Source organism: Lentzea chajnantorensis (assembly GCF_054300775.1).
This window is the reverse complement of record NZ_JBSDZT010000002.1, coordinates 7,069,316-7,080,564: the sequence shown is the minus strand read 5'-3', so window position 1 is coordinate 7,080,564 and position 11,249 is coordinate 7,069,316. Positions and strand designations below refer to the sequence as shown.

At 72.3% G+C, this 11,249-nt stretch carries 13 protein-coding genes and 1 pseudogene; 7 read left to right on the top strand and 7 right to left on the bottom strand.

The features are described from left to right. Window positions 1–109 precede the first annotated feature (109 nt). The 4 genes and pseudogenes from ACVDFE_RS33965 (at window position 110) to ACVDFE_RS33950 (ending at window position 2,486) form a co-directional block, all read left to right on the top strand. Window positions 110–796, top strand: coding sequence for an energy-coupling factor ABC transporter permease (locus ACVDFE_RS33965; RefSeq protein WP_458433368.1), 687 nt, complete (start codon window positions 110–112; stop codon window positions 794–796). Beyond that, window positions 793–1,074, top strand: coding sequence for a PDGLE domain-containing protein (locus ACVDFE_RS33960; RefSeq protein ID WP_360386950.1), 282 nt, complete (start codon window positions 793–795; stop codon window positions 1,072–1,074). The genes ACVDFE_RS33965 and ACVDFE_RS33960 overlap by 4 nt, the downstream gene beginning before the upstream one ends. Then, a pseudogene (cbiQ, locus tag ACVDFE_RS33955) lies at window positions 1,071–1,709 on the top strand (cobalt ECF transporter T component CbiQ); the annotation flags it as partial. The gene ACVDFE_RS33960 and the pseudogene cbiQ, both read left to right, overlap by 4 nt. After that, window positions 1,698–2,486 (top strand): energy-coupling factor ABC transporter ATP-binding protein, encoded by a 789-nt coding sequence (locus ACVDFE_RS33950; RefSeq protein WP_458434442.1) that lies wholly within the window; start codon window positions 1,698–1,700, stop codon window positions 2,484–2,486. The pseudogene cbiQ and the gene ACVDFE_RS33950, both read left to right, overlap by 12 nt. Here ACVDFE_RS33950 and ACVDFE_RS33945 read toward each other — a convergent pair. After that, window positions 2,465–2,980, bottom strand: coding sequence for a TetR/AcrR family transcriptional regulator (locus ACVDFE_RS33945; protein ID WP_458433367.1), 516 nt, complete (start codon window positions 2,978–2,980; stop codon window positions 2,465–2,467). The genes ACVDFE_RS33950 and ACVDFE_RS33945 overlap by 22 nt on opposite strands. 78 nt (window positions 2,981–3,058) lie before the next feature. Here ACVDFE_RS33945 and ACVDFE_RS33940 point away from each other — a divergent pair, with 78 nt between their 5' ends. After that, window positions 3,059–3,475 carry a nuclear transport factor 2 family protein gene (locus ACVDFE_RS33940; RefSeq protein ID WP_360386956.1) on the top strand — a complete coding sequence of 139 codons (417 nt, stop codon included), beginning with the start codon at window positions 3,059–3,061 and terminating at the stop codon, window positions 3,473–3,475. Here the strand turns inward: ACVDFE_RS33940 and ACVDFE_RS33935 are convergent. Then, the gene (locus ACVDFE_RS33935; protein ID WP_458433366.1) at window positions 3,393–4,199 is read right to left on the bottom strand and encodes an RDD family protein; all 807 of its coding nucleotides are present in this window, start codon (window positions 4,197–4,199) and stop codon (window positions 3,393–3,395) included. The two genes, ACVDFE_RS33940 and ACVDFE_RS33935, sit on opposite strands and share 83 nt — an antisense overlap. A 19-nt stretch (window positions 4,200–4,218) precedes the next feature. Between ACVDFE_RS33935 and ACVDFE_RS33930 the strand changes: the two genes are divergently transcribed. Together ACVDFE_RS33930 and ACVDFE_RS33925 are read left to right on the top strand one after the other, a co-directional pair. Continuing rightward, window positions 4,219–5,226 carry a stage II sporulation protein M gene (locus ACVDFE_RS33930; protein WP_458433365.1) on the top strand — a complete coding sequence of 336 codons (1,008 nt, stop codon included), beginning with the start codon at window positions 4,219–4,221 and terminating at the stop codon, window positions 5,224–5,226. 123 nt (window positions 5,227–5,349) lie between these two features. Next, on the top strand, window positions 5,350–6,297 hold the full coding sequence (locus tag ACVDFE_RS33925) for an IS481 family transposase (RefSeq protein WP_458429237.1): 948 nt from the start codon (window positions 5,350–5,352) through the stop codon (window positions 6,295–6,297). Window positions 6,298–6,325: 28 nt separating this feature from the next. Here the strand turns inward: ACVDFE_RS33925 and ACVDFE_RS33920 are convergent, their stop codons facing one another. Genes ACVDFE_RS33920 through ACVDFE_RS33900 form a run of 5 tightly spaced genes read right to left on the bottom strand, consistent with a single transcriptional unit; the run spans window position 6,326 to window position 11,167 of the window. After that, on the bottom strand, window positions 6,326–7,615 hold the full coding sequence (locus ACVDFE_RS33920; RefSeq protein ID WP_458433364.1) for a DUF58 domain-containing protein: 1,290 nt from the start codon (window positions 7,613–7,615) through the stop codon (window positions 6,326–6,328). Window position 7,616: 1 nt separating this feature from the next. Next, window positions 7,617–8,579, bottom strand: coding sequence for an AAA family ATPase (locus ACVDFE_RS33915; protein WP_458433363.1), 963 nt, complete (start codon window positions 8,577–8,579; stop codon window positions 7,617–7,619). Next, a complete protein-coding gene (locus tag ACVDFE_RS33910; RefSeq protein ID WP_458433362.1) occupies window positions 8,576–9,607 on the bottom strand; it encodes a DUF4350 domain-containing protein in 1,032 nt (343 codons plus the stop codon). Before ACVDFE_RS33910 ends, ACVDFE_RS33915 begins: the two co-directional genes overlap by 4 nt. After that, complete coding sequence (locus tag ACVDFE_RS33905) at window positions 9,604–10,203, bottom strand: DUF4129 domain-containing protein (RefSeq protein WP_360386973.1); 600 nt, start codon at window positions 10,201–10,203, stop codon at window positions 9,604–9,606. Before ACVDFE_RS33905 ends, ACVDFE_RS33910 begins: the two co-directional genes overlap by 4 nt. After that, on the bottom strand, window positions 10,190–11,167 hold the full coding sequence (locus ACVDFE_RS33900) for a hypothetical protein (protein ID WP_360386976.1): 978 nt from the start codon (window positions 11,165–11,167) through the stop codon (window positions 10,190–10,192). Before ACVDFE_RS33900 ends, ACVDFE_RS33905 begins: the two co-directional genes overlap by 14 nt. Window positions 11,168–11,249 lie beyond the last annotated feature (82 nt).

The following is an 11,249-nucleotide window of genomic DNA, read 5'->3' as shown; positions in this document are numbered from 1 at the left end:
AAGTCATCCGATGACTAGCGACGCTGTGACGATCACCGCGCTGTTGCCCCCAAATCGTTGTTGCACAGTCCTAGCCACAGCAGAGGTCCGGCAATTAGCGTGACCGCACATGTCAGCCATTGCCATGCACATGAGCGACGGCCTGCTGAACGCGCCGACGTCGGTCGCGTTCCTGGCCGTCGCCGCGGTGGGCGTCGGGGTCGCGCTGGTGAAGGCCCGCGCCGACCTGGACGACCGGACCGCCCCGATGGCCGGGCTCGTCGCGACCTTCATCTTCGCCGTCCAGATGATCAACTTCCCGATCCTGCCGGGTGCGTCCGGGCACCTGCTCGGCGGTGCGCTCGCGGCGATCCTGGTCGGCCCCTGGGTCGGTGCGCTGTGCGTGACGATCGTGCTGGTGGTGCAGGCGCTGCTGTTCGCCGACGGCGGGCTCACGGCGCTGGGCACCAACGTCACCAACATGGCCCTGATCGGCACCGCGGCCGGGTTCGCGGTGGCGGTGGCGCTGCGGGGGCTCGCGAACCGGGGCAAGGGCGGGCTCGCGGTCGTCGCGTTCGTGTCGGCGCTGGTCAACACGCTGCTCGCCGCGACGGGGTTCGTCGTCGAGTACGCGATCGGAGGGCAGGGCGGGGTGGAGATCGGCCAGGTCGCACTCCTCATGCTCGGCTTCCACGCGCTGATCGGCGTCGGTGAGGGTCTGATCACCGCCGCGACCGTCACGTCGGTCGCCGCGATCCGCCCTGACCTCGTGCACCTGCTCAAGGGCACCCGCTCGCCGCTGGAGGTCCGGTCGTGAAGAGGTTCTTCCTCGGGTTCGCGGTGGTGTCGCTGCTGATCGCGGGCGTGCTGTCGTACTTCGCCTCCGGCGACCCGGACGGCCTGGACAAGACGGTCGAGGACACCGGCATCGCCGAGCACGCGCAGGAGCACCCGTTCGCGGGCAGCGCCTTCGCCGACTACGCGCTCGGCGGTGACGACCGGTTCACCGGCCTCGCGGGCGTGCTCGGCGTGGTGGTCGTGCTCGGGCTGTCGTTCGGGCTGTTCTGGCTGCTGCGCAAGAAGACGAAGGCATGAGCGGGAGCCACCACGTCCTGCACCACGCCGGTGACTCACCGGTGCACCGCCTCGCACCCCACGTGAAGATCCTCGTGGCGTTCGCGGCGGTGCTGGGCGTCGTGGCCACCCCGCGCACGTGGTTCCCCGTCTTCGGGCTCTACCTCCTCGTGCTCGTCGCCGTTTGGGCGGTAGCACGCGTCTCGCCGTGGTGGTTCCTCAAGCGCGCGGTGATCGAGGTGCCGTTCGTGGTGCTCGCGTTCCTGCTGCCGGTCTTCGGCACGGGCCCGCGCACCGACCTCCTCGGCGTCTCGGTCTCGGTCGAGGGCGCGCTCGCCGGGTGGAACATCCTGGCCAAGGGCACGCTCGGCGTGCTGGTCAGCCTCACGCTGGCCGCCACCACCGCACCCGGTGACCTGCTCAAGGGCCTGCAGCGGTTGCGCGTGCCCGCGTCGATGATCATGATCGCCACGCTGATGCTGCGCTACGGCGAGGTCGTGGCCGGCGAGGCGAAGCGGATGCGCGTCGCCCGCATCTCCCGCGGCGACGACCCGCGGTTCCTGTGGCAGGCCGGTGCGCTGGCCCGCTCGGTCGGCACGCTGTTCATCCGGTCCTACGAACGCGGAGAGAGGGTGCACCTCGCCATGGTGTCGCGCGGCTGGACCGGCCGGCCGGGAGGTTCGGCCACGATCGTCCCCGAGACCCCGGCCGCCGCGGCGGTGCAGGTCTCCAAGCTCGCCTTCGCCTACCCGGACGGCCACCAGGCGCTCTTCGGCGTGGACCTGCGGGTCGAGCGCGGCGAACGGGTCGCGGTGCTCGGCCCGAACGGCGCCGGCAAGACCACGCTGGCACTGCACCTCAACGGCGTCCACTCCGGCGGCTCCGGCACGGTTGCGATCGCGGGCCTCGAAGTCAGCAGGGCGAACCTGCGCGAGATCCGCCGCCGCGTCGGCCTGGTCTTCCAGGACCCGGACGACCAGCTGTTCTGCCCGACCGTGCGCGAGGACGTCGCGTTCGGCCCGCAGAACTTCGGCATGTCCGATGTGGACGAACGGGTGCTGGGGGCGTTGCGGGCGGTCGGGATGGAGGCGGTCGCCGACCGCTCACCCCTGCACCTGTCCGGCGGTCAGCGCCGCCGCGTCGCGCTCGCCACGGTGCTCGCGTGCGACCCGGAGGTCCTGGTGCTGGACGAGCCGTCCGCGAACCTGGAACCCGTGGCCCGCCGCGAGCTCGCCGAACTGCTGCTCGGCCTGGGCCGCACGATGCTCGTGGTCACCCACGACCTGCCGTTCGCGCTGCAGACCTGCCCGCGCAGCGTCCTGGTCGACGACGGCGTGGTCGTCGCGGACGGACCCACCCGCGAGCTCCTCGCCGACGCCGACCTGCTCGCCCGCCACCGCCTCGAACTGCCCTACGGCTTCCGGCTCGACTGAAGCCCGCTGGTCACGATCTCCAGCAGCAGCGCGGGGTTTGCCCCCTCGTGCAGGCTCTGCAGCATCCCCTTCATCAGTGCCACCAGGTCCTTCGTCGTCACGTCCGCGCGCACCGCACCGGCGGCCTGAGCCCGTTCCAGCAGCCCGCCGAGCGCCGAGTGCAGCCGGTCCCGCAGCTCGGACGGCACGGTGATCGCGTCGGACAGGTCCCGCTTCGCCGCCGCCTCGTCCGCCATCCGCCCGAGGAACGCGAACAGCGCCGCGCCCGGATCGCCGGCGGGGGCGGCGGCCGACTCGACCATCGCCGAGACGCGCGCGTCCGTGACGGCCTGGAACAGCGCCTGCTTGGTCGGGAAGTGCCGGTAGACGGTGCCGGGCCCGACCCCGGCGTGCGCGGCGATCTCGTCGAGCGGCACGTCGATGCCCTTCGACGCGAACAGCTCCCGTGCTGCCGCCAGCACCTTCTCGCGGTTCCGCGCCGCGTCGGCCCTCATCGTTGCCAACCGGGGCGTGCGTTCCGTATCGTCATAACCGGGGTCACCGTTCCGATTCTAGAGATGGGGGCAGGACAGATGGCACGCACACCGGCGGAGATCGTCGAGCACGTCCGCAGGCAGGTCGCGGGGGAGCAGGGCCACGACTCGTTCGCGGACCTGTTCACCGAGGACGGCGTGATGGCCTACCGGTTCCCGGCGTCGTTCCAGCAGCCGGAGATCAAGGGCCGCAACGAGATCCGCGCTTACTTCGACAAGATGAGGGGCGCGCGGGTCCGCGAGAAGATCGAGGTCCAGCACGTCGAGGCGATCACCCGGCTCACCGACGACCCGGACGTGGTCGTCGCCGAGATCACGCACAGGGGGTGGTCGAAGGTGAAGCAGGACCACTACACCTTCACCGCCATCGCGGTCATCCACCTGCGCGACGGCGAGATCGCCCGCTACGACGATTACATGAACCCGCTACTGCTGACCGAACTGCTGGGCGCCTGACGCCCGGCCGCGCCGCTCGGCCAGCACGGCGGCCAGGTACGGGTACGGGTGGACGTGCTCGGCGCGCGGCGACCGGACGGCGGCACCCACGTCGTCCGCGAGCCGCGCCCCGAGCTTCCAGCTGCGCCCTCTCGCCGAGCTCGTGGTAGCGGCCCAGGTACTGCCGCGCCGCGAGCACCAGCTCCTCCGGCAGCTGCGACAGGTCGAGGCCCTGGGCCCACTCGGCCAGCGGTGCCGGCATCTCCACCGTCGTCACCGCCTGCTCCGGCACCCGCGTGTGCACCACGACGGTGCCCGCGAGGTAGTCGCCGACCCGCTTGCCCTGCGCGGAGAACAGCGACACGAACAACGCCACCGCGCCGCCGAGGCCCAGCGCCCAGAAGTCGACGAAGAACCCGGTGAGCGCGCGCACCAGGGCGTGGCGGAAGCGGATCGAGCCGCCGTCGTCGCGCACCACCCGCAGTCCCATGACGAGCTTGCCCAGCGACCGGCCGCGCGTCAACGACTCCACCGCGGCCGGGTACCCGACCAGCACGGCGATCGTGAGCGACAACGCGAGCGCCGACTGCAGCGCGTCGTCGAAGCCGATCGGCGACAACAGGAACACGCCGAGCAACAACAGGAACTGCACGAGCACGTCGAACGCGAACGCGACCGCCCTGCTGGCCAGCCGCGCCACGCGCAGGTCCAGAACTACCGCTTCACCGGTGACGAGATCCCCCACGCGGATAGTGTGACCCATCGTGGATCTGGACGTGTTCATCGAGCGCAACCGCGCGTCGTGGGAGCGGCTCGACCAGCTGGTCGGCAGGTCCGGCCGGTTGACCGGGCCCGAGGCCGACGAGCTGATCGAGCTCTACCAGCGCGTCACCACACACCTGTCGACCGTGCGCAGCCAGACACCGGACGTGGCCACCGTGGAACGTCTCTCCACTTTGGTCGCGCGTGCGCGCGCTGCGGTGACGGGCACGCACACGCCCGCATGGCGCATCTTCACCCGTTTCTTCACACACCGGTTCCCGGCCGCCGTCTACCGCGGATGGCGCTGGTGGGTTCCGGCCGGGGTGGCGTTCTACCTGCTCACCGGTGTCATGGCGGCCTGGATCGCGACGAACCCGGACGTGCAGGCGCTGATCGCCGCACCCGACGAGCTGCGCGAGATGACCAGGGCCGGCGGCGGTTACGAGGCCTACTACTCCAGCGACCCGGCGGGCTCGTTCGCGGCCAAGGTGTGGACGAACAACGCCTGGGTGGCCGCCGCGTGCCTGCTGCTCGGCGTGCTGTTCGCGCTCCCGCCGATCTACCTGCTCTTCACCAACGCCGTGAACCTCGCCGTCGGCGTCGGCCTGATGTTCGGCGCCGGCCGCGGTGAGGTGTTCCTGGGGCTGCTGGCACCGCACGGCCTGCTGGAGCTGACGGCGGTGTTCGTCGCGGCGGGCATCGGCATGCGGCTGGGCTGGCAGGTCATCGACCCCGGCCCGCGCACCCGTGCTGCCGCGCTCGCCACCGAGGGCCGCGCGGTGGTGGCCGTGGCGCTCGGGCTGGTCGTGGTGCTGCTGGTGTCCGGTGTGCTGGAGGGGTTCGTGACGCCGTCGGGGTGGCCGACGTGGGCGCGGGTCGGCATCGGCGTGGCCGCCGAGGTGCTGTTCCTGCTGTACGTCTTCGTGATCGGGCGGCGGGCGGCGCTGGAGGGCGAGACCGGGGACGTGGACGCGGGCGAGCGCGAGGACGTCGTGCCCACGTCCGTCTGAATCTTGCTTGCCTAGATGTAGTGACTAATCAGGTTGTTGACGGCGTGTCGGGTTGAACATGGGAGGACCTCCGGGCGGAGTGGATGTGTCTGACGCATCCCATCGGCACACGGAGGTCCTCGCGTGCACAGTAACGCCCGCACCACGATCCATGCCCGCAGGCTGATCGTGACCCGCCGCGCGGCCGGGTGGTCACCGGCGTGCATCGCCGAGCAGCTCGGCATCTCCCGCGCCACCGTGCACAAGTGGCTGGCCCGCTACCGGCGTGAAGGCGACGCGGGCCTGGCCGATCGCAGCTCGCGTCCGCACCGCAGCCCGGCCCGCACACCGGTCGAGGTCGAGGACCGCATCCTGGCCGTGCGGCGGGAGACGCGGCGGGGCCCGGTGCACCTGTCCGGCCTGCTCGGGCTGCCGGCCTCCACGATCGGCCGGGTCCTGCGCCGCCGCGGCGAGCCCGCGCTGGCCGCGGCCGACCCGATCACCGGTCTGCCGGTGCGGCGTCGCCACAGCGGCATCCGCTACGAACGCCCCCGGCCCGGCGACCTGCTGCACGTCGACGTCAAGAAACTCGGGCGCGTGCCCGACGGCGGCGGCTGGCGGGTCCACGGCCGCAGCGAAGCCGTGCGCGGCCGCGGTATCGGCTACGACTATCTGCACGTCGCGGTCGACGACCGCACCCGCATCGCCTACGTCGAAGCACTGCCCGATGAGAAAGACCGCACCTGCGCGGGCTTCCTGCACCGGGCGGTGGCCTGGTTCCGCGACCAGGGCGTCGTGGTGCTGCGGGTGCTCACCGACAACGCCAAGGTCTACCGCGTCGGCAGCACCTGGGCAGCGGTCTGCGTCGCGCTGGGCATCCGCCGCCGATTCACCAAACCCCGCTGCCCCTGGACCAACGGCAAAGCCGAACGCTTCAACCGCACCCTGCAAACCGAGTTCGCCTACGCCCGAGCCTGGACCGGCAACAACCACCGCCTGGCCGCCCTGCCCAGCTGGGTCCACCACTACAACACACGACGCGCCCACACCGCCCTCGGCGGCCAGCCACCCATCACCCGACTGACCGCCTAGACATCAACAACGTCACGAATCAGTACACCTAGAGCTTGCCCGCCGCCTTCAGCGACAGGTAGCGGTCCGCGAGCGCGCGAGGCAGGTCGTCGGGCAACGCGTCCACGACCTCGACACCGTGCCGTGCGAGCAAAGCGGTGAGACGGCGGCGTTCGGCCAACGTGCGTTCCGCGGCGGCGGCGTTGTAGACGGCTTCCAGGTCACCGCGTCCGGCGGCCATCGCGTGCACCGCCGGGTCGGACACCGACGCGATGAGCAACCGGTGCCGCGCGGCCAGAGCCGGCAGCAGCGGCAGCAGGCCGTGCTCGATCGACGGTTCCAGCGACGTCAGCAGCACGACCAGCGACCGGCGCGCGGCACGCCGCAGCACCTCCGCGACCGCGCCGCGGGCGTCGAACTCGACCAGCTCGGCCTCCAGCGGCGCCATCGCGGCGACCAGGGCCGGCAGCGTCGCGCGCGGCACCGAGGCCCGCACCTTGCCGCTGTGGGCCAGGAAGCCGACCTGGTCGCGCGCCTGAACGGCGAGCGCGGACAACAGCAGCGCCGCGTCCATGGCCGTGTCCAGCCGGGGCAGGCCACCCAGCGAGCCCTCGACCCGACCGGCCGCCGTGCGCGCGGTGTCCAGCACGATCAGCACCTGCCGGTCGCGTTCCGGCCGCCACGTGCGCACCACGACGTCCGATGACCGCGCCGACGCACGCCAGTCGATCGACCGCACGTCGTCGCCGATCACGTACGTCCGCAGCGAGTCGAACTCCGTGCCCGCGCCGCGGATCAGCGACGCCCGGCGGCCGTCGAGCTCCCGCAGGCGTTCCAGCAACGGCGGCAGGTGCTTGCGGCTGTGGAACGGCGGCAACGCGCGCACGGTCCACGGCACCTCGTGCGACCCCTGCCGGGCCGCGATCCCCAGCGGGCCCAGAGAACGCACGGTCACGCGATCCGCCGTGCGGTCCCCTCGGCGCACCGGCCGGAGCTCGAACGTCAGCGTCCGCGACCCGCCGGCGGGCACGTCCACGGCCACCCGGTCGGCCACCACCCCCGCCGAAGGCGCCCACGCGTCCCGGAGAACACCGCGCAACCGACGACCGGGGTTGTGCACCGTCAACTGCACCGAGCACAGCTCGCCCGTGCGCACAGACGTCGCTCCCGCGCGTGAGAACGTCAACCGCCGGACGCCCGCCGCCAGCACGAGATCGGCCGCCACACACACGACCAGCACCGCGAGCACGACGAGAATTCCTTGCCACGACGGCAAGACCAGCCCGACGACGAACACCCCGATGAGCGCGAGCAGCGCCGCGCGGCCCGTGAGCGCCACGTCAGCGCGGCACCGGAACGGCCCCGAGCACGCCGTCCAGCACGCCGTCCGCCGTCACGCCCTCCAGCTCGGCCTCCGGGCGCAGCTCCAGCCGGTGCCGCAACGCGGGCCTCGCCAGCGACTTCACGTCGTCCGGCGTCACGTAGTCACGTCCGGACAACCACGCCCACGCCCGTGCGGCAGCTAGCAGAGCCGTTGCGCCACGCGGAGAAACGCCCAGGCGCACCGCGGGGGACTGGCGCGTCGCACGGCACACGTCCACGACGTACGCGATCACCTCGGGTGCGACGGTCAACGCGCGCACGGCTGCGGAACCAGCCTCCAGGTGCTCCGCCCCGGCCACCGCCGACAGGTGCGAGAGGTCGCGCGGGTCGAACCCGGACGCGTGCCGGGTCAGCACGTCGATCTCCTGCTCCCGCCCCGGCACCGGCATGGTGACCTTGAGCAGGAACCGGTCGAGCTGCGCCTCGGGCAACGGGTAGGTGCCCTCGTACTCCACCGGGTTCTGGGTGGCCACGACGATGAACGGCGCCGGCAGCGGCCGGGTCTTGCCGTCCGCGGACACCTGCCGTTCCTCCATCGCCTCCAGCAGCGCCGACTGCGTCTTCGGCGGCGTGCGGTTGATCTCGTCGGCCAGCAGCAGGTTCGTGAACACCGGGCCCTCGCGGAACGAGAACGTGGCGTTGTGCGCGTCGTGGACCAGCGACCCGGTCAGGTCGCCCGGCATCAGGTCCGGCGTGAACTGCACCCGCGTCGTCTCCAGGTCCAGTGCCTTCGCCATGGCCCGCACGAGCAGCGTCTTCGCCACGCCGGGCACGCCTTCGAGCAGCACGTGCCCCCTGCACAGCAACGCGAGGATCAGCGACGTCACCGCGGCGTCGTTGCCCACCACGGCCTTGCCGATCTCCGTGCGCAACGCCACCAGCGCCGTGCGTGCTTCCTCGGTGGTGACCACTGCCGTCATCCCTTGCGCACCTCGTTCTCCAAAGCGTCCAGCTCGTCGGCCAGCGCGACCAGCCCCCGGTCGTCCACCGGCCCGTCGTCGTAGAGCAGCGTCCGCACCTGCGGCACCGGACGCGAAGTCCTGCGGGCGATCTCCTCGGACGGGTCCGCACCCACCGGCACGCCCAGCAGCGGTGCCAGCCGGTCGCGGGTCGCCTGCCGCAGCACCGCCGCCGCGTGGCCCGCCGCGTGCGAGGACCGGTACAGCCGGGCCCTGCCCTCCACGGTCTCGGCGGCGCGCACCACGACCGGCAGCCGTTCTGGCACCACCCGGCCGAGCCTGCGGGCCCGCCACAGCGCGACCACCACGGCCGCGATCCCCAGCTGCAGCGCCGCGAACAGCCATCCGGCCGGGACGAGGTCGGACAGCGCCTTCTGCTGCGAGCGGTCCGCCGCGGCCGGCAGGTACCAGACCAGCCGTTCGTGCTGGCCGAGCAACGCGAGCGCGAGCGCGGCGTTGCCCTCCTCGTCGAGGTCGTCGTTGGTGAAGACGCCGCCGAACCCGATCATCGTGACCGTGCCGGTGCGCACCAGCGTCGAGTCGTAGCAGCTCTGCTCGCCGGTGTAGGTGAACCCGCCGGTCGTGACCGCACCGGCCCGGTCCGCGAGCGGGCAACCCGGCTGGCGGGTCTCGACCTCCACGCGGCCCAGGTCGCTCGCCGGTGCCACGAGCACGGTCGCCGCGGCCGCCTCGCTCAGGCCGGCCAGCCGTGCCGGGTCGATCAGGTTCGGCTGCGCGACGAACAGCGTCGCACCGTCCACAGCGGACACGTCGTCGGTGAGCTCGACGTGCACCCCGTTCTGCCGCAACAGCTCCGCCAGCGCGTGGCTGCCCTGCGGCTGGAACGAGCGGGGGTCGAGCGAGCCGCCCTCGCCGCTGCCGCGCAGCACCGTGATCACGACCGCCGTCGCGAGGATGATCACGCCGATGAGCAGCGGTCCTCTGGCAGCGGACCAGATCCGCCCCGCGTCGGGGGAGACCGCCGTCATCCGCGCACCCGGTCGTCGACGGAGACCAGCTGCCGGTAGCCCTGGTCCGTGGCGGTCCGGCCGCCGTACCGGACGTCGTCGAACTGCACCGCCGCGCCGCGCAGGTCGTCGGCGAGGCCCGGCAGCGAGCGACCCGCCTCGGCGGCCACCTCGGCGACGGTGCGACCGGCCCGCGCGTCGAGCACTCCCCGTTGTTCCAGCTCCCGCACCACGGCGCGGAACCGTTCGCGGACCGCCTCGGCCAAGTCGCCGGCGGCGGCCGCGCGGTCGGCCGCGGCCCGGTGCTCGGCCGCGGTCATGACCGCGTCGCCGAAGACCTGCGCACCCGACCGCAGCGCGCGGCCGGTGCGCCCGGTGCGCAACCGGACGACGACCACGACGAGCACCACCACCGCCACGATGATCGTGACGGCGGTGATGCCGCTCATGCCGCCGGCACCCGCGAACAGCTCGTCCAGCTGCTCCAGCACCCACCGCAGGGCGCGTTCGACCGGGTTCGGGTCGTCGGAGACGTACGCCGGGTCGCTCAGCTCCCGGACGGCGGCCTCGCGGGCCTCGTCGCGGTCGAGGTCGACGGGTACGTCAGAGACCGCCATGCCCCGCGGCCCGCTGGAGCTCGATGTCCATGCCCTCGGCGCGCATCCGCCGGTCGACGTAGACCAGCACGGTCACCGCCGCGGTGAACGGCAGCGTGATCGTCGAGGCGATGATCGCGCCGATGGTCGTGAACACCAGCGACCCGATGCTCAGCGCGGCCGTGGGGTCGCCGGAGAAACCGGTCGTGGCCGACCCGAGCAGGGTGAACGGGATGCTGATGATCCAGTTGATGATCGCGCTGATCAGCGCGGCGAGCAGCAGGACGCCGAACGTCCGCCACCACGCGCCCCGCACGAGGGTCCGCGAGCGGCCGAACGCGGTGCCCACGCCGCAGCGCTCCAGCACCAGCGCCGGGGTGACGAGGCCGAACAGCACCCACAGCCAGACGCCGGGGACGACGCAGAGGATCGCGCCGGCGGTGACGGCCAGGCCGTAGAGCAGCGTCGCGCCCAGCAACGGCAGCAGCCGCGGCTTGAACTCGTCCCAGGCCTCGGCGAACGTGACCGGCTGGCCCAGCACGGCGCGGCCGACGACCACGGTCACGAAGCCGGAGAGGAACACCGTGCCGACCACCAGCAGCAGCACGCTGAGCAGCGTGCCGGTGAAGAAGCCGACGAGACCGCTGGTGAGCTGGTCCACCGCCTCCTGCTGGGTCATGGTGTTCGGGTCGAGCGTGGCGACCGAGGTGAGGTCGTCGAGGAACGGCAGCTGCACCAGCAGGCCGAGGACCTGCGTCACCGCGGCGACGACGGCGGCCGCGCCGATGATGAGCTTCGGGTGCTTGCGCATGGTGCTGACGGCACCGTCGACGATCTCGCCGATCGCGAGCGGTCGCAGCGGGATCACACCGGGCTTCATCGACGGCTGCGCGCCCGGCGGTGGCGGCGCGTTGTAGCCGTGCTGCGGCTGGTGCGGTTGCTGGTGGGGCTGGTCGGGTGAAGACCAGCCGGGCGTGTCGGACATCGCGGCTTACCCCCGGTCGTGGTGTTGGCGGAATCCTGCCAGAAGCGCGCTCGCGGTACAGGCGGACCGCGGAGCGAGTCGA

Coding starts and splice junctions, on each gene's coding strand:
- ACVDFE_RS33965 (WP_458433368.1), top strand. CDS start 110: ATGTCAGCCATTGCCATGCACATGAGCGACGGCCTGCTGAACGCGCCG.
- ACVDFE_RS33950 (WP_458434442.1), top strand. CDS start 1,698: ATGGTGTCGCGCGGCTGGACCGGCCGGCCGGGAGGTTCGGCCACGATC.
- ACVDFE_RS33945 (WP_458433367.1), bottom strand. CDS start 2,980: ATGAGGGCCGACGCGGCGCGGAACCGCGAGAAGGTGCTGGCGGCAGCA.
- ACVDFE_RS33940 (WP_360386956.1), top strand. CDS start 3,059: ATGGCACGCACACCGGCGGAGATCGTCGAGCACGTCCGCAGGCAGGTC.
- ACVDFE_RS33915 (WP_458433363.1), bottom strand. CDS start 8,579: ATGACGGCAGTGGTCACCACCGAGGAAGCACGCACGGCGCTGGTGGCG.
- ACVDFE_RS33910 (WP_458433362.1), bottom strand. CDS start 9,607: ATGACGGCGGTCTCCCCCGACGCGGGGCGGATCTGGTCCGCTGCCAGA.
- ACVDFE_RS33905 (WP_360386973.1), bottom strand. CDS start 10,203: ATGGCGGTCTCTGACGTACCCGTCGACCTCGACCGCGACGAGGCCCGC.
- ACVDFE_RS33900 (WP_360386976.1), bottom strand. CDS start 11,167: ATGTCCGACACGCCCGGCTGGTCTTCACCCGACCAGCCCCACCAGCAA.